Annotated in this window: 20 protein-coding genes and 1 tRNA gene; 16 read left to right on the top strand and 5 right to left on the bottom strand. The window is 59.0% G+C overall.

Going from position 1 to position 23,429, the window contains the following annotated elements; all coding sequences use genetic code 11:
* The first annotated feature begins 327 nt into the window (after window positions 1-327).
* Complete coding sequence (locus I2H81_RS09760; protein WP_195645413.1) at window positions 328-1,680, top strand: ATP-binding protein; 1,353 nt, start codon at window positions 328-330, stop codon at window positions 1,678-1,680.
* Window positions 1,681-1,753: 73 nt separating this feature from the next.
* Here the strand turns inward: I2H81_RS09760 and I2H81_RS09755 are convergent, their stop codons facing one another.
* The 3 genes from I2H81_RS09755 to I2H81_RS09745 form a co-directional block, all read right to left on the bottom strand.
* Window positions 1,754-3,256: a hypothetical protein gene (locus I2H81_RS09755; protein ID WP_195645412.1), complete on the bottom strand. Its 1,503-nt coding sequence runs from the start codon at window positions 3,254-3,256 to the stop codon at window positions 1,754-1,756.
* A 241-nt stretch (window positions 3,257-3,497) separates the two neighbouring features.
* Window positions 3,498-4,505 (bottom strand): DUF5692 family protein, encoded by a 1,008-nt coding sequence (locus I2H81_RS09750; protein ID WP_195645411.1) that lies wholly within the window; start codon window positions 4,503-4,505, stop codon window positions 3,498-3,500.
* A gap of 63 nt (window positions 4,506-4,568) precedes the next feature.
* Window positions 4,569-5,231, bottom strand: a complete 663-nt coding sequence (locus I2H81_RS09745; RefSeq protein ID WP_195645410.1) for a TetR/AcrR family transcriptional regulator — start codon at window positions 5,229-5,231, stop codon at window positions 4,569-4,571.
* A gap of 189 nt (window positions 5,232-5,420) precedes the next feature.
* Here I2H81_RS09745 and I2H81_RS09740 point away from each other — a divergent pair, with 189 nt between their 5' ends.
* The 7 genes from I2H81_RS09740 to I2H81_RS09710 all read left to right on the top strand — a co-directional run bounded on the left by I2H81_RS09740 (window position 5,421) and on the right by I2H81_RS09710 (window position 12,709).
* Entirely contained in the window at window positions 5,421-8,198 is a 2,778-nt protein-coding gene (locus tag I2H81_RS09740) for an FAD-dependent oxidoreductase (protein ID WP_195645409.1), read from the top strand.
* 35 nt (window positions 8,199-8,233) lie between these two features.
* The gene (locus I2H81_RS09735) at window positions 8,234-8,659 is read left to right on the top strand and encodes a hydrogenase maturation nickel metallochaperone HypA/HybF (protein ID WP_195645408.1); all 426 of its coding nucleotides are present in this window, start codon (window positions 8,234-8,236) and stop codon (window positions 8,657-8,659) included.
* 387 nt (window positions 8,660-9,046) lie between these two features.
* Complete coding sequence (locus tag I2H81_RS09730; RefSeq protein WP_148332486.1) at window positions 9,047-10,036, top strand: PTS sugar transporter subunit IIB; 990 nt, start codon at window positions 9,047-9,049, stop codon at window positions 10,034-10,036.
* Window positions 10,037-10,054: 18 nt separating this feature from the next.
* Window positions 10,055-10,873 (top strand): PTS mannose/fructose/sorbose transporter subunit IIC, encoded by an 819-nt coding sequence (locus I2H81_RS09725; protein ID WP_195645407.1) that lies wholly within the window; start codon window positions 10,055-10,057, stop codon window positions 10,871-10,873.
* A 16-nt stretch (window positions 10,874-10,889) separates the two neighbouring features.
* Complete coding sequence (locus I2H81_RS09720) at window positions 10,890-11,810, top strand: PTS system mannose/fructose/sorbose family transporter subunit IID (protein ID WP_195645406.1); 921 nt, start codon at window positions 10,890-10,892, stop codon at window positions 11,808-11,810.
* A 120-nt stretch (window positions 11,811-11,930) separates the two neighbouring features.
* Entirely contained in the window at window positions 11,931-12,329 is a 399-nt protein-coding gene (locus I2H81_RS09715) for a DUF956 family protein (protein ID WP_006235193.1), read from the top strand.
* 304 nt (window positions 12,330-12,633) lie between these two features.
* Window positions 12,634-12,709, top strand: a tRNA-Arg gene (locus I2H81_RS09710).
* A gap of 448 nt (window positions 12,710-13,157) precedes the next feature.
* Here the strand turns inward: I2H81_RS09710 and I2H81_RS09705 are convergent.
* On the bottom strand, window positions 13,158-13,358 hold the full coding sequence (locus I2H81_RS09705; protein WP_229108195.1) for a helix-turn-helix domain-containing protein: 201 nt from the start codon (window positions 13,356-13,358) through the stop codon (window positions 13,158-13,160).
* A gap of 169 nt (window positions 13,359-13,527) precedes the next feature.
* On the opposite strand from I2H81_RS09705, the gene I2H81_RS09700 reads away from it, so the two are divergent.
* The 8 genes from I2H81_RS09700 (at window position 13,528) to I2H81_RS09670 (ending at window position 22,678) form a co-directional block, all read left to right on the top strand.
* Window positions 13,528-16,827 carry a CAP domain-containing protein gene (locus tag I2H81_RS09700; protein ID WP_195645404.1) on the top strand — a complete coding sequence of 1,100 codons (3,300 nt, stop codon included), beginning with the start codon at window positions 13,528-13,530 and terminating at the stop codon, window positions 16,825-16,827.
* Window positions 16,828-16,892: 65 nt separating this feature from the next.
* Window positions 16,893-17,546 (top strand): hypothetical protein, encoded by a 654-nt coding sequence (locus I2H81_RS09695; protein WP_229108185.1) that lies wholly within the window; start codon window positions 16,893-16,895, stop codon window positions 17,544-17,546.
* A 684-nt stretch (window positions 17,547-18,230) separates the two neighbouring features.
* Window positions 18,231-18,818 (top strand): plasmid mobilization protein, encoded by a 588-nt coding sequence (locus I2H81_RS09690; RefSeq protein WP_195645403.1) that lies wholly within the window; start codon window positions 18,231-18,233, stop codon window positions 18,816-18,818.
* Window positions 18,805-20,004 (top strand): relaxase/mobilization nuclease domain-containing protein, encoded by a 1,200-nt coding sequence (locus tag I2H81_RS09685; RefSeq protein ID WP_195645402.1) that lies wholly within the window; start codon window positions 18,805-18,807, stop codon window positions 20,002-20,004. The genes I2H81_RS09690 and I2H81_RS09685 overlap by 14 nt, the downstream gene beginning before the upstream one ends.
* A 187-nt stretch (window positions 20,005-20,191) precedes the next feature.
* Window positions 20,192-20,317: a hypothetical protein gene (locus I2H81_RS10535; RefSeq protein ID WP_255413117.1), complete on the top strand. Its 126-nt coding sequence runs from the start codon at window positions 20,192-20,194 to the stop codon at window positions 20,315-20,317.
* 263 nt (window positions 20,318-20,580) lie between these two features.
* Window positions 20,581-21,219: a metallophosphoesterase gene (locus I2H81_RS09680; protein ID WP_195645401.1), complete on the top strand. Its 639-nt coding sequence runs from the start codon at window positions 20,581-20,583 to the stop codon at window positions 21,217-21,219.
* Entirely contained in the window at window positions 21,216-21,941 is a 726-nt protein-coding gene (locus I2H81_RS09675) for a metallophosphoesterase family protein (protein WP_195645400.1), read from the top strand. Before I2H81_RS09680 ends, I2H81_RS09675 begins: the two co-directional genes overlap by 4 nt.
* Window positions 21,941-22,678, top strand: a complete 738-nt coding sequence (locus tag I2H81_RS09670) for a metallophosphoesterase family protein (RefSeq protein ID WP_195645399.1) — start codon at window positions 21,941-21,943, stop codon at window positions 22,676-22,678. Before I2H81_RS09675 ends, I2H81_RS09670 begins: the two co-directional genes overlap by 1 nt.
* Window positions 22,679-22,720: 42 nt before the next feature.
* Here the strand turns inward: I2H81_RS09670 and I2H81_RS09665 are convergent, their stop codons facing one another.
* Window positions 22,721-23,296: a hypothetical protein gene (locus tag I2H81_RS09665; protein WP_195645398.1), complete on the bottom strand. Its 576-nt coding sequence runs from the start codon at window positions 23,294-23,296 to the stop codon at window positions 22,721-22,723.
* Between the last annotated feature and the right edge of the window lie 133 nt (window positions 23,297-23,429).

The raw sequence follows: 23,429 nt of genomic DNA, 5'->3' as shown, positions 1-23,429 counted from the left end.
GCCCTCTACGGGGCAGGGGCTGACGGCCGTCCGGGGCGGTCGGCCAGCGACCACCGGTACGGCTCAATCGTATAGCCATGCAACGGAAAAGAGCCGCCCTTTCGGACGACTCAAACTGTAATGGGGTAGTCAAAAAAGTCCCGTCCCAAATCGACTGTCCAGGGAGTCGCATTCGAGCTTGGTTGTCCTCTCAGCCACTCGGCATCCTTCGAGCAGTAATAGTGAAAAAACTTGCTTAAGTGTTAATCAAGTCAGATATTATCTTGCTCTCTAATTAATCAAGAATCGCTATAATTTTGATTAGCTAGAGAGCAAGATTGGAGAATCATGGCATTCAACGACTTGATCGCCCAGAAAATAAAGGACTTTGAACAGCAGGGGGTTCCGCAGGTCTTTGAGCGAGACCTTGATCTAGGAAACCCACAGGAGCCAAAGCGCGACAACATCGTAAATGTGATTGTGGGGGCCCGCCGTTGTGGAAAGACGTATCGCCTGTATCAGGAGATGCGGCGGCTTCAGAGCCGGGGCGTCGAGCTTGACCGGATGCTTTACTTCAATTTTGAGGATGAGCGCTTGCGCCCGTATGAGCCATCGCTGCTGGCGGACGTGCTCGACACGTTCTATGCGCTGTATCCTGCTGCTCGAACCGAGGGCGCTTACATTTTCTTTGACGAGATCCAGGAAATTCCCGAATGGGGTGCGTTTCTGCGGCGTGTAGTCGATACGGAGAAAGCGACCGTCTATGTGACGGGATCTTCTTCCAAGATGCTGTCCTCAGAACTTAAGAGCGAGTTCAGGGGTCGTTCTCTTGTGCGAGAGCTTTTTCCGTTGAGTTTTTCGGAATACGTTCGATATAAGACGGGGAGCGTTCCCGAGCCAGATGCGACCTTTTCCCCGAGCGATGCAGCGCTGCTTCGGCATCATCTGATCGGGTATCTTGAACGAGGGGGATTCATTGCGACACTTGAGCAGACGCCTGCAGACGCGATTCAGCTGCTACAGGAATATGCTTCGCGAACGGTCGCCATGGACGTCGTTGAACGTTACGACGTCAAGAACCCTCGCCTGGCATCGCTGTTCTTGACGCGGTGTATGGCATCTTCGGGACGAGAGCTGTCAGTGAACAAAGTGTACAACGAGTTCAAGAGCAGACAGATACCCGTCAGTCGTAATTCGCTCAGCGATTTACTTGAGTATTATGAGGACGCCTACCTGTTATTTTCTGTGCCGGAGTTCACGCGTTCACTGGCAAATAACATGCGGTCTGCGTCTAAGGTCTACGCTGTCGACCCTGCGATGTTTGGAGCATTCTCTCCCGCATCGGCATTGGACCAGGGCCAGAGGCTCGAGACCGCAGTGTTCAATGCGCTAAGAAGAAGGACTCCCGCGGTGAGGACCGGCTCGGTCTGCCGCCTGCTAATCAAAGAGAAGAGCAAAAGCCATGAGGTGGACTTTGTGGCTGGGGACGCGCTTCTCATGCGGGCTTATAGCCTGATTCAGGTGAGTACGGATATGGCAAGTGAGAAAACGCGCGAGCGCGAAATTGCCGCGCTTGATGCCTCGATGGCCCAGTTTGATCTTGGCGAGTCGGCAATCGTTACCATGGATGAACAGACCGATGTTCCATGCGAGCACGGTGTGGTACACGTTACGCCCGCATGGAAGTGGCTCCTTGCCTAATCATCTATGGACCTGTGGGGTCAGGACTTCCTGGCTCCTTCATCACGGTTGGGGAGCACCTTGCTGCGCCAGGCTAGTCCTGGGCTTTGATACTCGGCAGCAGGATCTGCGCGAGGTAGTCGGTCTCAAGTTTGGTCGCGGCGTCTGCCTTGCCGTCTTTGCCGACCAGTACGTTCTTGATCTGGCTATAGGTGTAGCGGTTACCGGTCGTGAGCTCGACAAGCTCAATGGCCGTGTCCATGGGGTAGGTTGACACGGGATTCTGCGTCCGTCCGTTGATGGTCTGGGGCACCACGTACGGATAGACGGGGCCGCTGGCGTAGACGGTATAACCGTTGCCTAGATTGGCCGCACCCAAAACCGTATCGCCCTCATCGGGCGTAAAGCTCTCGCCCTCGCGCACCGCGACGAGCGCCACAATCGGCGTATCGCTGTCGCCGGCAAGATAGATGCATAGCGTGCTGCCATTTTGCCAAGTCTCGACCTTGCCGTACCACTCGACGGGGATATCGAGCTGGTAGAGGTCGGTTGCCTTGTGGCGAGCGTCAGCATCGCGGGCTGCCTGTGCCTTTTGCGCGCTCACGGCATTGACGGCGGCGTCGCGCCGTGCGGTTGCCGCCTGCTGGAGCACTTTGGCAGCCGCGGCGGAGCTCGTGCCTCCCTCCTCGGCATGCTTGGCGGCGGCATCGATCTGGTCGTCAGTCACCGTGTCGGCCGAAGGCACCTTGAGCTTAAAGGTGGCCTGGGCACTCAGATCCTGTCCGTCGCTCTTGATCGTGACCTGCGCCTTGGTGGTCGGCACGGTATAGACGGTGCCGTCGGACGCGATGGGGGAGGCGGCAATGGAGAGCGTGTAATCGCCGGGTAGCAGTTTGATGCCACGGCCGTGCTCGTCAACATAGAGCGTTTCGCTCACAGAAGAACCGTCGGAATCCTGCCCGCTCACCTGTACGGGAATCTTGGAGCCAGTTGAGCAGTCGAGGCCCGTGGCATGCACGCCAATCTGCACCGACATCATCGTGTGTGCACTGGCGGCGACAGCGGCAGCCTGCTCTTGCTGATATCCGTTCCAGGCAGCATAGCCTGCGCCGCCGGCGACGAGCGCGACGGCCACAACGCCAGCGACCATCAGATTGCGGCGCTTGGGCGACATCTTGCGATGACGAACCTCGGCCTCGCGTGCCGAGGGAACGGACGGCAGGGGAATATCGCCCATGGCGATGGTCTCGTCCACGGCAGGCGCGGAGCCTAAGCCAGGGAGCTCGCGGGTCAGCGAATCTTCGGCCGGCAAGCTGTCGAGCAAGATGGTTTCCTCGCTCGTGTCGGATTTGGGCTGGTCGTCGGCCTCGCATTCGGATTCCTCGTGCCTCGCCTCGTCTTCGGTGGGCGCGGCGCCATCGTCTTTTGCATCCTGATCATCGGGCTGCGCCTCGATCTCCGGCTCATCCTGCACATCAACGCTCGAATCGTCAAACGCAATCTCGGCCAGCGCGATCTGGTCTAGGCTCTCCAGGGCCTCGGCGCATGCTTCTGCATCTTGGGCCGCATCCTCTTGGCCCATCGTCTCATCTTTCATATATCCCCCAAGCTCAATATCGGAACAACAATGTACCCAAAAACAGGGTCATATAGAGCTGTCAGGCGATCGGAAATCTGATTTTATCTGTGCGAGAGGTTTTGAATGTGTGCGTGGATGCGCGCAACAACAAAAAGCCCCCGGAAAGCGGGCAAATCGCTTTCCGGGGGCATGCAATACGTTGCATTGCGCGGAGCCGGCTATGCTGCTTCACATTCAAGCGGCGTTTGCGCCGGGCATGTTATTCGGCGTGTGCGTAATCCACCTTGGCGCGGCGAGCGGTAGCCTTCTCCCAATCGCTGGTGCCCTCAAAGACATCCTGCTTGTAGGGATTGCGGCCGAGCTTCTTGGCGCGGTAGGCGATGTAGATGATCGCGGCGACGTTGGCGATCAGCGCGGCGATGGAGACCGCGGTGGCGGCGCCGGGGTCGAGTGTGGAGTGGGTCACAAAGATGGACTCCTCCTGGAAGTAGGGGAACACCTGGGCAAACATGCACCAAATAGCAAGCGTAAAGGCGCGGTTCTGGATCCAGCCGCCCTTGTTCCAGATAAAGGCGGCGACGGTGGGCGCCAGCAGCAGCGCAAAGCCGCAGAACCAGGAGTGGGTGGGCAGGCAGTTGTAGGTGTAGCAGAAGTTCCAGATGTCGTAGGCGATGATGTAGACCCAGGTCATGTCGGGCCACAGCATGTCGGTCTTGTCCTCGGAGGCGTAGACGCTCCACCAACCGGTCATGCAGAAGATGTTGATGATTCCGGCGATGCCGTTGAACACGTTATTCCAACCGGCGAGCTGCGTGGCGCCCTCGGAGGTGACCCAAGTGGACTGGCCCAGGACAAAGAAGTGATAGGCGCTCTCGAAGTCGGACACGACGGCGATCATGATGTTGATGGCGACGATCACAAACGGCCATGCGCGGAACCAGTGCGCCTTGCCGATCTTGCCCCACTGATACTTAATGGCGATGAAGCCCCAGCAACCGGCAAGCGCCGCGTATACCTTGGCGTAGTGGAACCAGCTGTTCTGGTACACATGGGTGGGGTTGGTGAGCGCCCACTCGGCGCCCTGCGAAACGCCGACGGCGATGGCGACGCAGTAGATGGTCATGGCCAGCGGAGCCACGCCAAAGATGATGGCCGCGCCCAGCTTGGTGCGGCGGCCGACCTCGTTGAGCACGATCAGGCCAATAAAGACCATGGCCCAGCCGGCCCAGTGGATAAGGGTATCGCTACCCCAAACATCGAACAGCATGCTGCTCTCCTTTCACACGCCCGCGGCCCCTCTTCCGATCGCGGGCAGTTTGGCCAAATGTCGTCAGTCCTGGGGCTTGCGCTCCGGATACTTGGCGGTATAGCCCTCGATGTGGAGTGTCGAGGCGATGATTTCCTTGACCGTCTCGTCGGGCACATCGGGGTGCGTGCGGATATACATCAACAACCCCATGATGAGGGTGTAGAACGTCTCGTAGACATGGTCGATGCGTAGCTCATGATGGGCGACAAAATCCACCACGGTGGTGTTGCAGATATACTGCGCCACACGCTGGACCACGTTGTGTAAAAAGCCGCCGTAGAGCGCGCCACTGCTTGAGGTGAGCGTACTCGGCAGCTCGTGGCCGCTGGCGACCAGGCGCTTAAAGAGCGGGGCGACGGTGTCGAGTGCGCCTTCGATGTCGCCAACCGTGCGGCCGGCGTTCCACTGCTCGAGTTCGGAGATAAAGCCGTCGATCGCCTCGTCCATAACAGCGGTGACGGCGGCGTCCATATCGGCAAAGTAGTGGTAGAACAATGAACGCGTGCAGCCTGCTCGCTTGGTCACGGCCGATACCGATAGGTGGGACACGCCCAACTCGGAGCTTACGGTGCGCACGGCATCGAGGATCTCGCGACGGCGTTCGTCGCCCGTCAGACGCTTTGCCGCGCTATCGGATGCGGGGACGGCATCGACCACAGAGGTATCTGCTGTGTTGTCGCCCATGTTTTGCCGCCTTTCATCCTCTTTTGCCTGACCGTTCGCCTAACAGTCTTGAATATTGTTGACGGTTCGTCAATACTATTTTTGACACAATGTCAACAATGGCGGGTGAACGGCATGGGGGCATGCCCGGCCTGCAAAAAAAGAGGGGCGCCGCGGCCTCGTCGGGCTGCGGCAAGAGAAGGGACAACCATGATTCTCAACGGACCGGGGATTAGTTACACCGAGCCCGATATCGGCGCGGAGTTTGTGCCGCCGCTGCCGGAGCATCCGCGCGAGGCAATCGTCAAGCTGTGCGAGCACTGCACCAACCGTCTGCTGCATCGCGACGAGCTGCTGGGCTACGAGTACTGGTCGTTTGCCGAGGCCGCAACCGACGAGCAGGCCGAAGTGCTCTGCAAGATGAAGATGCGCCGTCCCTATACGCTGCCCGAGATGGTCAAGCTCACCGGCATGCCCGAAGCCGATATCGAGAAGATGCTCGACGACATGAGCTACACGGGTCTGCTCGAGTACAACTGGGAAAACCCCGAGCGCGCCAAGCAGTGGGTGCTGCCCATGCTGGTGCCGGGTTCCGCTGAGTTTCTCAACATGCGCGTGAGCCAGCTCGAGGAGCATCCGGTCTATGCCAAGTTCTTTGAGCAGGCGTCCAAGGGACCGCTGTCCCGCGCCACGCCGATGGTGCCGCCCGGAGGCGCCGGTATCGGTATGCATGTCATTCCGGTCGAGAAGGCTATCGACGCGGCGAGCACCTCGGTGCCGATCGAGCATATCGAGCATTGGCTCGACAAATACGATGGCAAATATGCCGCTAGCACCTGCAGCTGCCGCGCGAGCCGTCGCGTGATGGGTGAGGGCTGCGCCGACGACCCGGCCGATTGGTGCATCGCCGTGGGCGATATGGCCGACTACGTGGTTGAGACCGATCGTGGCCATTACGTGACCCGCGACGAGGTTTACGACATCTTGCGCCAGGCCGAGGACAACGGCTTTGTGCACCAGATCACCAATATCGACGGCGAGAACAAGATCTTCGCCATCTGCAACTGCAACGTCAACGTGTGCTACGCCCTGCGCACCTCGCAACTGTTCAACACGCCCAACCTGTCGCGCTCGGCCTACGTCGCCAAGGTCGAGAAGGACAAGTGCGTGGCCTGCGGTCGCTGCGTTGAGGTGTGTCCGGCCGGCGCCGCTAAGCTGGGCCAGAAGCTCTGTAGCAAAAAGGCCGGCGGACAGGTGCCCGAGTATCCGCGCCAGGAGCTGCCCGATGCCACCAAGTGGGACCACACCAAGTGGTCGCCCAACTACCGCAACGACAACCGCATCGAGACGCATGAGTCCGGCACCGCGCCCTGCAAGACGGCCTGCCCCGCGCACGTTGCCGTTCAGGGCTATTTGAAGCTCGCGGCGCAGGGCCGCTATGACGAGGCGTTGGCGCTCATCAAGCGCGAGAACCCGCTGCCCGCTATCTGCGGCCGTGTGTGCAACCGCCGCTGTGAGGATGCCTGCACCCGCGGCCGTGTGGACGCCGCCGTGGCTATCGACGAGGTCAAGAAGTTTATCGCCCAGCGCGATCTGGATGCCGCGACCCGCTATGTCCCGTCCGTGGTGACGCCGACGCGCGCCGGCGGCTTCGATCAGAAGATTGCCATCATCGGTGCCGGCCCGGCTGGCCTGTCCTGTGCTTTCTATCTTGCCGAGAAGGGCTACAAGCCCGTCGTGTTCGAGAAGAACGAGCGCCCGGGCGGCATGCTCACCTATGGCATTCCCAGCTTTAAGCTGGAAAAGGACGTTATCGAGGCTGAGGTCGAGATCATTCGCCTGATGGGCGCCGAGTTCCGCTATGGCGTGGAGGTCGGCCGTGACGTGACGCTCGATGAGCTGCGCGAGCAGGGCTTTAAGGCCTTCTACGTTGCCATCGGCTGCCAGGGCGGCCGCCTTGCCGGTATTCCGGGCGAGGATGCCGAGGAAGTGACCGTGGCCGTCGACTTCCTTCGCGAGGTTAACAGCGGCAAGATCGACGCGCTGCCCGGCCGCACCATTGTGGTGGGCGGCGGCAACGTTGCTATCGATGTCGCGCGCAACGCCTGCCGTTTGGGTTCCGAGCACGTTGAGATGTTCTGCCTGGAGAGTGAGGCCCAGATGCCCGCCAGCGAGGAGGAGCGTCGCGAGGCCATCGAGGACGGCGCGCACATCAGCTGCGGTTGGGGCCCCAAGGAGGTTCACCTGGACGAGGCCGGTCATGTGCGCGGCATCACCTTCAAGCGCTGCGCGCGTGTCTTTGACGACGAGGGCCGTTTTGCGCCCGAGTACGACGAGAACGACCTGCGTCGTGTCGATGCCGACCGCGTGGTCATGTCCATCGGCCAGTCCATTGTGTGGGGCGACCTGCTGGCTGGCTCCAAGGTGGAGCTTGGCCGCGGTCAGGGTGCCCTTGCCGATCCTCAGACCTACCAGACCGCCGAGCCAGACATCTTTGTGGGCGGCGACGTCTACACCGGTCCGAGTTTTGCCATCGATGCCATCGCCGCCGGTCACGAGGCCGCCGTGTCCATCCACCGCTTTGTGCAGCCGGGGTCCACGCTCACCATCGGCCGCAACCAGCGCCGCTACACCGCGCTCGACCGCGACGATGTCGTGATCGAGAGCTACGACAACGCGAGCCGCGAGGTTGCCCACGTGGACCGCGAGCGCGAGAAGGCCGCGCCGTTTAGCGAGTACGTCGAGACCTTTACCGAAGAGCAGGTGCGCGCCGAGACCGCCCGCTGCCTGGGCTGCGGCGCCTCGATCGTCGACCCCAACAAGTGCATCGGCTGTGGCCTGTGCACCACCAAGTGCGCGTTCGACGCCATCCATCTGGATCGCGACCGCCCCGAGTGCTCAACGATGGTCAAATACGAGCAAAAGCTCCCCAGCCTGGGCAAGTATGCACTCAAGCGTGCCATCAAGATCAAATTCGGTCGCAAGTAAGTAGTCATAACGGGAACGGCGGAAGGAATATAAAAGTGCACGAGCTCGGAATCGTCTATCACATCATTCGCGATGTTGAGAATGTGGCTCGCGCCAATGGCGTGCGTCGCGTTTCGAGCGTGACGTTGCTGCTGGGCGAGGTCTCGGGCGTCGTTCCCGACTTGCTGCTCGACGCTTGGCGCTGGGCAGCAGATAAAAAGCCTATCACCGAGGGCTCGGAGCTTATCGTGGAGCCCGTTGAGGCCGTGACACATTGCGAGGCGTGCGGCCGCGACTACGCGACGGTCGAGTACGGAAAGACCTGTCCCCATTGCGGTAGCGGCGAGACTTATCTGCTGCAGGGCCAGGATGTCATGATCAAGCAGATCGAGACCCCCGACGAGAACCTGGCAGACGCTACCCCTGATGGTCCCGCTGCTCCTGACGCCGTCGACGCCGCCAACCCCCTCCACATCGCCTAACTTAGTCATTGGGGACGTTCTTAAACGACTAGTCATTAAAGAACGTCCCCAATGACTATTCTTTTTTGACGGTTTGCTAGAGCATAACTAACGAAATTAGTCAAGTCACGTCTGTTTAAACAAAATATCGAAGAGTCAAGCAGGTTCTTATCCGATTTAAATCGGTATTAGTGAATGCTGTGCCTGTATCTGTTTTCTAAGATGGTCAAACTAATTATGTTTAGCGAGGAATAGCTGAAAACCAGCGATGTAACCAACTTGTAACAAAAGCATGACGTTTAAACAAATAATCCAACCATTCACATTTTTTCCTATAAATTTGCCACACTTGCGGCTATACTCTTTTTTGTCGTGTAGGAAATACGTAGACAAAAAGGAGGTTATGTGATGGTAAGTATTGTTCTTGCTAGCCATGGTGACTTGGCGGCTGGAATCAAGCAGACGGGCTCGATGGTCTTTGGCGATCAGCCGTCTGTAGCCGTGGTCTCGCTCGAGCCGAGCATGGGCCCCGACGACTTCCGTGCCAAGGTCGAGGAAGCAGTCGCTTCCTTCGAGGACCAGGAGCAGGTGCTCTTCCTCGTTGATCTGTGGGGCGGTACGCCGTTCAACCAGATCAGCGGGCTCATCGAGGGCCACGATTCCTGGGCTATCGTCACCGGTGTCAACCTGCCTATGCTCATCGAGGCATATTCGCAGCGCTTTGACGCAAAGAACACTGCACATGCGATCGCAAAACATCTCGTGACTGAGGCTAAGGCTGGCGTGCGCGTCAAGCCCGAGTCTCTGGAGCCCGAGGAGAAGAAGCCGGCTGCGGCCGCCGCTGCTCCTGCAGGCGCCATCCCTCCGGGAACGGTCATCGGCGACGGGCACATCAAGATCGCCCACGTCCGTATCGACACCCGTCTGCTTCATGGTCAGGTGGCCACCACGTGGACCAAGCAGATCAACCCCAACCGCATCATCGTGGTTTCCGACGGCGTTGCTCACGACGAGCTCCGCAAGACCATGATCGAGCAGGCTGCCCCTCCGGGAGTCCATGCCAACGTCGTGCCCATCAAGAAGATGGCCGAGGTCGTCAAGGACACGCGCTTTGGTGACACCAAGGCCATGCTGCTCTTCGAGAACCCGCAGGATCTGCTCAAGGCCATCGAGGCCGGCGTCGACATCAAGGAAGTCAACATCGGTTCCATGGCTCACTCCAAGGGCAAGGTCGTCGTCACCAACGCCGTCGCTATGGGCGATGACGACGTTAAGACTCTCGAGGCCCTCAAGGCCAAGGGCGTCAAGTTCGAGGTCCGCAAGGTTCCTTCGGATTCCTCCGAGGATCTCGACGCCATGTTGAAGAAAGCTAAGGCCGAACTGGCCGCTCAAGCATAGTAAAGGAGGGTCCGATACATGTCTGCAATCACTATTCTGCTTGTTGCGATTGTCGCGTTGCTTGCCGGTATGGAAGGCGTTCTGGATGAGTTCCAGTTCCATCAGCCGCTCGTGGCATGCACGCTTATCGGTCTCGTAACCGGTCACCTTCAGGAGGGCATCCTCCTGGGCGGTTCGCTCCAGATGATGGCCCTTGGCTGGGCTAACGTCGGCGCCGCCGTCGCGCCTGACGCCGCCCTGGCCTCGGTCGCTTCTTCGATCATCATGGTGCTCGCCCTCAACGGTGGCGCCACTGATTCGGCCAAGGCCGTTACCGCCGCTATCGCCGTCGCCGTGCCTCTGTCGGTCGCTGGTCTGTTCCTGACCATGATCTGCCGTACCCTGGCTACCGCTATCGCTCACGCCATGGACGGTTGCGCCGAGAAGGGCGACTTCGCCGGCATCGAGCGCTGGCAGTACGCTGCTATCCTCATGCAGGGTCTTCGTATCGCCATCCCGGCAGTGCTTCTGTGCATCATCCCGGCCGAGGCTGTTACCAACGCGCTTAACGCTATGCCCGACTGGCTGTCCGGCGGCATGGCTGTCGGCGGCGGCATGGTCGCTTCCGTCGGTTACGCCATGGTCATCAACATGATGGCCACCAAGGAGACCTGGCCGTTCTTCATCCTCGGCTTTGTCCTTGCTGCCATCCCTCAGCTCACGCTGATCGCCCTTGGCCTCATCGGCATCTCCCTTGCCCTCATCTACCTTGGCCTTAAGGATCTGGCTAAGCAGGGTGGCGGCATGGGCGGCGGCTCCGGCGACCCGCTCGGCGACATTCTGAACGATTACGAGTAGGAGGGGAGTGATACATATGGCAGAGAACAAGATTCAGCTCACCAAGGCTGACCGCAAGAAGGTTTGCTTCCGTCATCAGTTCCTTCAGGGCTCGTGGAACTACGAGCGTATGCAGAACGGCGGCTGGTGCTTCGCAATGATCCCTGCGATCAAGAAGCTCTACACCAGCAAGGATGACCAGATTGCCGCTCTTAAGCGCCACCTGGAGTTCTATAACACCCACCCTTATGTTTCCGCCCCCGTCATTGGCGTTACCCTCGCTCTCGAGGAGGAGCGCGCCAACGGTGCTCCGATTGACGACGTCGCCATTCAGGGCGTCAAGGTCGGTATGATGGGCCCGCTCGCCGGCGTCGGCGACCCCGCCTTCTGGTTCACCCTTCGCCCGATTCTGGGCGCTCTGGGCGCTTCCCTGGCCCTGTCCGGCAGCATCGCCGGTCCGCTGCTGTTCTTCTTCGCGTGGAACATCGTCCGTTACGCCTTCCTGTGGTACACGCAGGAGTTTGGCTACAAGGTCGGCTCCTCCATCGCCAAGGACCTCTCCGGCGGTCTGATGGGCAAGGTCACCGAGGGTGCTTCCATCCTGGGTATGTTCATCATCGGCGCCCTGGTCGAGCGCTGGGTGTCCATCTCCTTCACCCCGGTCGTCTCCAAGGTCACGCAGTCTGCTGGCGCCTTTATCGACTGGGCTAACCTGCCCTCCGGTTCTGAGGGTGTCAAGGAAGCACTGACGATGTATAACTCCATCGGTGCTAACGCCCTTGATCAGGTGAAGGTCACCACGCTTCAGGCTAACCTCGATCAGCTCATCCCCGGCCTTGCTGCCGTGTGCCTGACCCTGCTGGTCTGCAAGCTCCTCAAGAAGAAGGTCAGCCCGATCGTCATCATCCTGGCTCTCTTCGCCATCGGCATCATCGGTCGCGTCTGCGGCTTCATGTAAGCACGTTTCGGCTTAAGACCGAGAATTGCTAGGCAAGGGCTTTTGAGCCATTGAAACGGACCGCACCCGGTGGGTACACTGGATGCGGTCCGATTGTTTTATTTGGAGGGCGAGGCGCGCATGGCGCAATCTCAGAACAGCACGGTCGATCTGGCAACGCCGGCAACCTGCCTGATGGGGCTTACCAGTCACGGTAACGTAATGGTGGGCAATAAGGCGTTTGAGTACTATAACGAGCGCAATCCCGAGGATTATATTCAAATCCCGTGGGATGAGGTCGACTATATTGCCGCTGAGGTTTTGCGCGGCACCAAGAAGATTACGCGTTTTGCTATCTTCACCAAGGACAATGGTCACTTTACGTTTTCGACGCGCGACGACAAAGAGACGCTTCGTGCGGTCCGCAAGTACGTTGACGAGGATAAGCTCGTGCGTTCGCCTGACTTTATCGATGTGACGGCCAAGGGCGCCAAGAGCATCCCCTCCGTTATCAAAAACCTCTTCCACAAAGGCAACTAGTCATTAAAGAGCGCACCCTCAAAGTGGGGTACAGTTTCCCATTGGGCTCGATCGGGAAAGTGCATCCCAGTTCGAGCGCTGATTTCGGGATGTAGTTTCCGGAACGGGGTCGTTTGGGAAACCGTGTCCCGTTTCGAGCCTAAATTCTGGGACACAGTTTCCCAGTGAGGTCCCATGGGGAAAGTCTGACCCAAGATTTGTCTGGATAGTGGGACGCACATTCCGGAGGGCTGTTCCACCGTAACTTCGAAGAGTGGCTACACGCTGCATCACGACGTGTAAATCTGCTACACTAGTACAACATGCCTCCGTAGCTCAGGGGATAGAGCACCGCTCTCCTAAAGCGGGTGTCGACGGTTCGAATCCGCCCGGGGGCACCAGAAAAAACAGCAGGTCAGGAGCTAATTTTGCTTCTGACCTGTTCTGGTTTTGGGGCTAAGAATCGCTTTCGTTTGTAAATCTGGTAAGTAAATAATATGACTCCCCGAGTTTTCCACAGAAAACAGGAAATCACCATTTTGGGGATAATAGTTTTCAACAGCTGTTAGTCGATTCCATTTTGGTGAAGTGCTCCCCCATTTTGGGTAAAAAATATCACCATTTTGATGATTTGACGGATTTGAATCTTTGATAAAAGGCCTGTTCAGAAGCTTGTGTCATACCCATTTTGGGGAAACCAATTAATAGAGAAATAACCTATAAAGAAATAAGGACGGCCATGCCGTCCCCTTCGCTCGCAGAGCTCGCTGCGCGGTCACGTGCCGTGACCTTGCCGCCGGCTGTGCCGTCGATTGATTCGCTCACTGCGTTCGCTGATTGATTGATAGACTAATCCGTTTTCTCAGTAACACCAGTCATGAGTGCAGCAATTGACATGTTGAATCCATTGGCAATTTTGCAGAGGTTTGAAAGACTGACATTTCTTCGTCCGACTTCAATGCTCGCGTAGTAGGAACGATCCATCTCAATCAAATTGGCGAACTGCTCCTGGCTGTACCCGAGTCCAGCGCGGAGTTCTTTGCATCTCATGCCGAATGATTTCTGAAGCGTCTTCGTATCCATGACAAAAAGAGTCATGGATTGTTGTATTTATGCCAACGGACTATATACAACAATCCCTGTTAAGGCGCATAATTACCTTTATTGGAAAGAGTTCTGATGCCTAGTCGGACATGGCATGAAAAGGAATGGAATAGCAATGACTCAGGGAAAGCATTTCGCTGCCGGTGGCGATCACTTCGCCACACTGCCAAGCAAAAAGATTCACGCCCCGAAGGGGATCGCGCGTCTGACCGTCACCGCGGCGACCATGGCCGCCATGACCGGATCGAGCCTCATCTCACCGTTCACGGCATTCGCCCAGACCGGTGACGGGGGCACGCAGCACCCCGCCGTGATGTCGCCGATCGCCGCCCACGCCGGCGCGGCATCCGGTGCCGGCGCGAAATCCGCCGCACGGACCATCGCGGACCTGCAGAAGGCAGTCGACGAGGCGAAGGCGAAGGAGGACGCCGCCAAGGCATCCTACGATGAGGCCGCCGGCCCCTACAACGAGGCGGCTTCCGCCCGCGACCAGGCCAAGGCATCCTACGATTCGGCAGTCAGCGCCGGCACGGCAGCCGACCGAGCGGCAATGGACGAGTACGCCCGTCAGGTCGCAGAGGGCAGGGACGCCGCCGATGCCGCCGGCAAGGACCTCGAGCAGGCGAAGGCGGGTCTCGCAGACGCCAAGGCAGATGCGTCCGAGAAGGACGAAGCGTACCAGTCCGCCCTCAAGGTGGCCCAGGATGCCAAGGATGCCCTCGATAAAGCCAAGGCCGATGCCGTAGGTGCCACCCCGGAGGCAATCAGTGCCGCCGAGCAGGCCGTGCGCGACGCCCAGGCTGCCGTGGACAGGGCACAGGCCAATCTCGCCAACGCCAACGCGACGCTTGCCGATGCCCAGTCCAAGCTGGTTGCGGTCCAGTCTGCAAAGGATTCCGCCGATTCCGTCCTCGCCGCAGCCCAGCAGAACAAGGACACGGCGGATGCGAAGGCCGCAGCCGCCAGCGCCGCCTACGAGAAGGCGAAAGCCGACCTCGCCGCAGCCGAGGCCGGCGCCAGCGGTCCGGAGTACGATGCGGCAAAACAGAAGGTCGCGGATGCAGAGGCAGCCCTCGCTGCCGCACGAGCGGTGCAGTCCCAGTGCGAGTCCGAGCTCGAGCAGGCGCAGTCCGCTGCAGCAACGGCACAGAGCGAGCTAAATGATGCCCAGGCGTCCCTCTCCGTAAAGCAGCAGGCCGCGGCCGATGCCAAATCCGGCGTGGGCAACGCCCAGTCCGCTCTCGATGCCGCGAACGCCGGCCTCGATGCGGCCAAGCAGGCGAATGCCGACGCCGTCGCCAAGCTGGATGCCGCGAAGCAGGCTGTCAAGGACGCCGAGTCCGCCAAGGCAGCCGCCGACGTAGAGCTTGCGAACGCCAAGGTCGCAAAGGATACCGCAGACGCCGCCGTGACCGCCGCGCAGCAGAAGGTCGACGAGGCCCAGGCGAAACTCGATTCCGCCGACGCGCAGCTCAAGCAGGGAGCCATCGGCTTCTTCCGTGCCATGGGTGCCGATTCAGCCATCGAGATCATCCAGAACTGCACGTACAAGGACTACACCGAGGTTGGGAACAGCCTTGATGCGACGAGCCTCGACAACATGCTTTTGTCCATCACGGTCATGAAGAACGTGAACGCCTACCGCAAGTCCGTCGGCCTTTCCGAGCTTGAGGTAAGTTATAAGCTCATTGCGGCAGCGATCGCAGATGCAAACTATTCGACGAAAAATGTAGAGCATGCCCAGCAGTTCGATGTCGGTGAAAACCTTGCCTGGAGCTATCGCGATCCCTGCAAGGCCTGGATCTATCAGGAAAAGGATCTGTTTGACAAGACTGCAGCATCCCTTGGTGCGACGAATCTTTCCGGAAAGGACGCCTACGACTTCTGGTATGCCAACCAGGACAAGTTCGATTACTACCGTATCGGTCATTACATGAACATCATCAACCCTGACTATGCTGTCATGGGATGCGGTCTGAACGATGACACCCGTTTGACGTTCTCGCTCACGCTGCAATACGGCGGTTGGGCCGGTTCGGGTTGGAATACCGGAGCCATCTCCGTCGACGAGTACGAGCAGAAGCTGACCTCCTACATCAACGGTCTCAAGAACGCTAAGAGCGCACTCGACGTAGCCAAGACCGATCTCGCATCCAAGCAGCAGGCAGGCGCCGGCGCCGCAGCAACCGTCCAGCGGAAGCAGGACGCAGCGGATTCCGCACAGGCAGGTGTCGATGCCGCAAAGCAGGGCGTCACCGATGCCCAGCGTGCCGTCGATGCCGCCAAGGCTGATGTCGCCGCCAAGCAGCAGGGTGTCACGGATGCCCAGACCGAGCTGGATGCGGCGAAATCGGATCTCGATGCCGCCAACGCGGCAGTCGATACGGCAAAGTCGACCGTCCAGCGGAAGCAGGTAGCCTTTGATGCCGCCAACGCAGCCGTAACAACCGCACAGTCCAAGCTGGACTCCGCCAAGGCGGACACCGCTTCCAAGCAGCAGGGCGTGGACGATGCGAACGCCGACCTCGCGAAGTTCTTCCAGGACGTCGCCGACGCCAAGAAGGCGCTCGATACAGCAAAGAGCGTCCATGACGCGGCGGCAGCCGATCAGGCCGAGAAGGCGGCCGTCCTCGCCGCCGCCAAGCAAAAGGCGGACGGCACCGCAAGTGCCCTCGCGGATGCCCAGCGTGCCGTCGATACCGCAAAGGCCGACACCGGCGTTGCCGCCGACAAGCTCACCGGCTCCCAGACCGATCTCGAGGACGCACAGTCGAACCTCGACATCCTCACCGGTCTTGCCGCGAAGCTCGCAGAGGCACAGCAGCGCGAGCAGGATGCAGCCAAGACCGTCAATGACACCAAGGCCGATCTCGATGCCGCAAAGGCTAACGCCATCGCCGCGGAGTCCCTGGTCTCCGCCGCCGAGCAGGCGAAGGCACAGGCAGACGCCAAGCTGGCGAAGCTGAACTCCATCGATGCCGATGCGGCGCTCGCCTCCGGCCATGACGCGAACGCGGATGATGCCCTCAACGCGCTTTTCGCCGCCGCAGTCGAGGCACGTGCCAAGGTCGCGCCAGCCAAGGCCATCCTGGACGAGAAGCAGGATGCGGTGGACGGGCTCCAGCCCGGCTATGATGCGGCACTCACCGCCTACGAGCAGGCGAAGTCCGACCGCATCGCAGCGGAGCAGGAGCTTTCCGATGAGATCGCCCGTCAGGAGGCGGAGGAGGCCACAAAGAAGCAAGCGGCATACAGCCCGAAGCACCTCGCCGGCACGGAGACCGCCCAGACCGGCAGCCTCGCTCAGACCGGCGACCGCGCGGGACTGATCGGCGAGACGTTCGCCATCGGCGGTACCGTCCTCGTGGCGGCCGGCGTCTTTCTCGACCAGAAGAAGCGCCGCGAGCAGATGTAAAAGCGAGCCGGGCGTTGGATATCGGCCGGTGTCCAACGCCCGGTTTCATGGACGGGGAGATCGGTGTGAGAACAAAGGCTATTATCGTTGCGCTTCTGGTGTGCCTTTCGGCACCTCAACTTGGATGTTCCGGCGTTGCAAAGCAAGGAAGCGGCTCTACGGAAAGGGCCGCCACAGCGGTAAAGAATAAAGACAAAAAGAAGCCGAGCGAAGAAAAGGCGGCGCAGGCCTCTGGAGCCAAGACCGAGGAGAAGAAAGAATCCGACGGCAAGGACCAGAAGTCCGATGACTCCAAGAAGGAGGATAACAAGTCTTCCGATTCCTCGAAGTCGGACAACAAGGGCGATTCTTCCCAGTCCAAGCAGAATTCCGGCAGTTCTCAAGGTTCAAGCGGCAACAATTCCTCTTCCAATGGCGGTAGCCAGAAGAAATGGGTTGCCGAGCAGGGGCACTGGGAGACCGATTACAGCCAGGTCTGGGTGCCGAATGTGGTATACACGCGTCATCCCCGCTATTGGGTAAACCACGGTGGCACTATGGTAGGACCCTTCGATTCCGAAGATGCCGCCTATTCGTGGAGTGAAAATGATGCGTTTTCAGGCGGCATCGGCGGATCAATTGTCGATGATTCGTATACCACCTCTGAGGACCAGGGTCATTATGAGCAGAAGGCTACGGGACAGCATTGGGTTGTCGACGTCGCCGGTCACTGGGAGTAATGTACATCGTTCCTCTCCTCTTACATTTGGTAAATAGATATTTATTTGCGGGCGGCCGGTTTCGGCCGCCCTTTTTAAACGCCCAGTCTGGGAGTAAGCGATAGGAAAGCAATCAAACGAGAGGCCGTTCCAAAAGAATCCGGCGGTGCCAGATGCTTCGGGCAAAACCTTCCGCAAATCGGTAAGGTCTTCCATCAACTTGCTCCAGCCCTCGCCCGGAGTCCGCTGCGCGGTAATGCAAACACTCGGCATCCCTCGCATTCACATTACCGCTTCGCTCTCGCTACAGCGAATCTCTAACACTCAGCATCCTTCGCGTTAAAAATTCGCTTCTGCTCACGGTCTTCACTTTCGTTTCGACAACGCGAGGCATCTCGCTTGGAATGAGGCCTCTCATTCCATGTCTACACTGCGTTCCGCCCAATCGCCGTACCGGTGATTGCAAGATTGGTGTTGGGCTAGATAAATGGGGCCATACTCGCCCCCTTTATCTGCCAACACATCTTGTTTATCGCCTCCCACGGCGATAAAGTTAGAAATGAAGTTCGCCTTTCATTTCTAAGTAAAGTGACGGCGTCACTTCAAAAATCGGCGCGACGTCAGTCGCTCCCAAAAAGGAAAGCAATCTCATATTGGTTTTGAATCGGTGGCCTCACCGATTCACTCTGCTTTCCTGGGGGCATGATGAGTTGCAAGCGTCCACACACCGTTAGGGCAACACTCACTTCTGAAGAATACGAAACGTTTTCCGCTTTGGCGGACAAGGCAGGCATGACGAAAGCTGAACTCATTCGCTATGCCTTGAGTCATCGGAGTGAATCGCTCGATGATCTAGTCATTTCCAAAAATGATGACGGTGGCCGCAGTAAAAAGCTGCAAACCGTTTCAGAGGATTCGAACGAAAAGCGCTCGGCGGTCATTTACGTTAAAGTCACCGATGGGGAGCACGAGGCGATCCGCAAGCAGGCGGATGCGCTCGGCACGACCGTCAGTGCGTATGCCCGCCGCGTGATGCTTACTGGGAAAATCGAGAAGATCGATTTCGATATGAGCCAGGTCGCGAAAATCTATCACGAGCTGTATCGCGAGGGGACGAACCTCAACCAGCTGATGTACTTCGTGCATGCGCAAGGCCTTCCGGCCTACAACGAGAAAGCTGTTTTCCGCACACTCGAAAAGGTTTACCAAAATGCCCGTAAAGTCACTCTCTTCATCGAAGAGCTCGAACGGCGCTATTTCACCGATGGTGGTGAGCTCGATGACCGTCGTTAAGCAGAAAGGTGTTTCGTCCGAGCGCTACGCGAAGCACCTGCGCAAGTACATTAACGGAAAGAATGCTTTGGCCCGCGGCGGCTGGAATCTCGCGAACGGAAAGCACTGGTTTTCCGAAATGGCTATGACGCGGAAGATGTTTCATCACGACAGGCCCGCGCGTGCCGGCGCAAAGAACATAACGATGCTTCATCAGATTCTCGCGTTTCTGCCCGAGGAGTGCAGCTGCAACGGAGGCAAGATGACCCCCGATGCATGTATGGCCTACGCGGAGCAATGGCTTGCAAAACACTACCCGCATCAACAAGTGATTGTCGCGTTGCATGAGGAAAGCGATAAGGCGGGAAAACGTTACGCGGTTCATATGGCGATTAACCGCACGGATCTTTTGACGGGTAAGCGTTGCGAGACGGGCGGGCGTCGCGGAAAATTCGAACGCGCCGCGTGGGTCCGCGAACTCGATAAGGACTGGAATCTTACTCAACTTGAAAAGGGAAAGAAGAATTCGAAGATTCGCGATCGCCAGCCGCGCGACACAGAAAAGGAGATTGTCGGTCGCGGTGAGTACAGTTATAAAAACAATCTGCGCGAGTTGATCCATCTTGCAATCAACGAAGGTCATTCGAAGAATATGGAGCAGTTTAAAAAGTTACTTGCCTCATGGGGCGTAGATATTTTCATCAAGAACAATCGAGTCTATGCGACAGATCTTGATATCAAAGAGGCCGGCAACCCGAAGTGCACTTTCAACCTGACTCGTCTTGACGGGAGGTTTGCTGTCAAGCAACTTGAGGCGGCCTTCAAAAATAACGTGCTGGAGGCCGAGCGAGCCCTTCCTTATGAGAGGCGTTGCGAGATTTACATTCAACGGCTGAAGAAGGCGTATTCGGCGTGGGTCGAGCAGGCAAAGGCGAGCAAGGGCGTCGCCTACAATCTCTTCCCTAAGTTCATCGCACCGAAGTGCGATGAAGATCTGCTCGAGGATCCGGCGGTTCGTGATGAGCTTCTTGCCCGGCGCGGTTACGCAAGGGAGATTCGCAACCGTTATGCCGGCGCCGTTCTCGATGCTGGCGATGACCGCGTTCGCGCCGCAGGCCGAGCCCATGGTGGCAACGTCGACATCTCGCCGCAGGTCGATCGCGCGGTCGACCGAGGCGATTACGCTCGCGGAGACACGCCTCGCTAGTTTTGGAAAGCCTATCGTCGGTGCCCTAGCGCGCTGCCATCCAGTGCCGATTCTTTCATGCTCGCAATTCGGCGAGGGTGAGGAGTATGAATTGATCGGCGGGAGTCAGCCGCTCTGATAGAATCGTCCTTGCTGGCGGCAGCCCTCGTGCCGGGCAGAGCCCTCCATCCGATGGGAGGTGATGCCCATGACCGATTTCACCGAGCTCGTGAAGCTCCTGACCGCTATGGTCTCGCTCCTCACGGCCCTTGTCGGCCTTTCCAAGGCACTCAAGCAGGGTTCGAAGCCCAAAAAGAAAGGCCACCGTCGCTAAGACGATGACCTAACTCTACTAAGCAACGGCTCTGCCCAGCTCACCACAACTTGGGCTGCCGTCGGCATCATTTTACCCTCCTGACGAGGAATTCGTCCATATTTCAAAAATCAAATCCTGTTCGCGCGTGGGCGTAAACTTTTAGTTGGGAAAATCCGGCAGATTGGAGCTTGAAACATGAGGGATATGCACCTCATGTCGCTCATAAAACGTCTCCTGACCTCGAAGGAGAACGTTTTTTAGCGATAAAAGGAGACATAAATATGATCTGGTTTACCAGCGACACCCACTTCGGGCATGAGAACGTGCTGAAGTTCACCGACCGCCCGTGGGAGACGATTTGGCAGATGAACGACGCCATCGTCGACAGCATCAACGGCAGGGTTGCCGTGGACGACGAGCTCTACATCCTGGGGGATTTCTCATTCAAGATGACCGCCCAGGACGCCTATGCCCTGCGCAAGCAGATCGCCTGCAGGCGCATCCACCTCGTCCCGGGAAACCACGACAAGGACTGGACCCAGCCGTCGGTCGCGGGCGCCTTCACCGTGGAGCCGCCGATCTGCGTGCTCAAGATCGACGGGCAGAAGATCGTCCTGAGCCATTACCCCATGGCCGACTGGCAGGGCATGAGCCATGGATCGTGGCACCTCCACGGGCACATCCACAGCAGCGGCGGCGCGTACAACGAGTTCAACCGCAAGCAGGGCCTTCTGCGCTACGACGTCGGTTGCGATGCCAACGGGCACTCCCCGGTGAGCCTCGACGGGCTGAGGGAATGGTTCGCCGGAGTCGACGAGCCGTGCGGCCGGGTGAAATGGCCCTGGTGGGTCAACGAGACCGGCGACAGGCAGGTCGAGCGCGAGCTGGCGGCGTACAAGGGGGAAGAGGTGATTCTGTGACGGTCTATGTGACGGGCGACATTCACGGTGGGCTCGACATGCAAAAGCTCCGCGACTGGGAGCTCGGCGATAGTCTTACCAGCGACGACCATCTCATCGTTGCCGGTGACTTTGGCTTTCCGTGGGACTTTTCTGCCGAGGAATGCGCCGACATCGCCTGGCTGGAGTCGCGCCCCTACACGGTACTGTTCGTCGACGGCAACCACGAGCGCTTCGATCACTGGGAGGAGCGCCCCATGGAGCCGTGGCATGGCGGGCTGACGCAGCGCCTGTCGGACGCCTCGCCCATTCGGCGCCTGACGCGCGGCGAGGTCTTTGAGCTCGACGGATCGACGGTCTTCACCATGGGCGGTGCCACTAGCGTGGACAGGGAATACCGCGTGCCGTATTCCAGCTGGTGGCCTCAGGAGCTCCCGGACGAGCGCGATTTCGATACCGCGCGGACAAAGCTCGACGAGGTCGGCTGGAAGGTCGACTGCGTCATCACCCATACCTGCCCGACGCGCATGCTCTCGCCGACGCTCTACCCGGACCCAGGCTGGGAACGCCCTGATGTGGACCGGCTGACCGAATTCCTCGACGAGCTCGAGGACCGCCTGGACTATAAACATTGGTATTACGGCCATTTTCACCGAGACGGCAACCCGGAGGAACGACACACGGTGCTGTATGACCGGATCGTGAGGCTCGGGGACAAACTCCTGCCGTGGGGCGCGTACTGATGGCTGTCTATGTGACAGGAGACGTGCACGGCAGGGCCGAGTACGGGGCCAGCAGGTTCGCCTTCAGGTCTTGGCCACTGGGCCGGACCCTGACGCGCGATGACGCGGTGATCGTGGCCGGCGACTTCGGCTTTGTCTGGGACGGCTCGAATGCTGAGAGGTATTGGCTCGACTGGCTCGAGTCGAAGCCCTGGACCACGTGCTTCGTAGACGGCAACCATGAGAACCACCACGCCCTGGCTGGGCTGCCGGTGCGGGAGTGGAACGGCGGGCTCGTCCATGAGGCGCGACCGCACGTGCTGCACCTGATGCGTGGAGAGGTGTTCGATATCGACGGGCTCACGGTCCTTGCCATGGGCGGTGCCGCGAGCAACGACAGGCAGTATCGCAGGGAGGGGAGGAGCTGGTGGCCCGAGGAGATGCCGAGCGAGGAAGAGATTGAACACTGCCGCTCCTCGCTCGACCGCGTGGGCTGGAAGGTCGACCACGTTGTGACCCACGAGGCTCCTGCCGCACTGGCAGAGAAGCTGTGCCGCGAGCGCGGACGCGAGTATCGAGACGACCTGCTGCAACGATTCCTGGGCGAACTCGACGAACGGCTCGACTACCGCGCTTGGTTCTTCGGGCACTACCACGGTGACGAGTGGCGTGACGACAAGCACCGTCTGGTCTATCGAGACATCGTGCCGATCGAAAGTGCTGCGCCCGGTTCTAGGAACCTTCTAGAAGCGCTCTAGAAGGTTCCTAGAAATCAGCAGCCCGACAGGAGAAGCACGGGGCTACTCGCCCTTCATCTGGGTCATGACCTCGACCTTGGCCTCGGCCACAGCCGCCCGCTGCTCGGCTACAGCAAGGCGGTCCTTGAGGGCGGCGACCTCGGCCATCAGGTCGTACTGGGCCAGAAGCGCATCGCTCAGCTCAACCTGGGCTTTCAACGCGGCGTCACGCTCGCCGCGCAGCCGCTCGATCTCATCGACCATGGCCTCCGCCTCGGCATGGAGTTGGACAACCTGCCTGCCGAGCCCCTTAGCACGGGAGAGGTGCCTGACGCTCGCGGCGTGGAGCTCGTTGTTCTCGAGTTCCAGACTCGCGGTATCGAGTTCGAACTTCTCCTCGATAAAGGCGACCCGCTCATTGCAGTCGGCCTCAAGCTTTTCATTCCGATCCGTCGCCTCGACGAGCTTGCGGCTGAATTCATCCACCTGGGCCATGAGCAGTGCGTTCTCGGTCTTGAGGTCGGCGGTCTCGCGCAGCAGCTTCTCCCGCCATGTCGCCTCGATCCGCTCGGCGGCCTCATCGAGGACGGATTTCAGGCCGTAACCGTAGATCTCCCTGATTTTTCTCTCGTCTGCCATGGTGCGACACTCCAATCAACAACAGGCATGGCTCCGCCACGCCGTACGGCTGGGAACAAATACGCGGCCGCTGTTGAGTTGTGTTCGCCCTGCGATCGGTGAGTTCTAAAAGGCGTCTCAAGTCATGCATTCA

Source organism: Collinsella aerofaciens, from assembly GCF_015561195.1.
GTDB lineage: Bacteria > Actinomycetota > Coriobacteriia > Coriobacteriales > Coriobacteriaceae > Collinsella > Collinsella aerofaciens_AC.
Note: the sequence above shows the minus strand (reverse complement) of the source record. Positions and strands in the feature narration are given on the sequence as shown.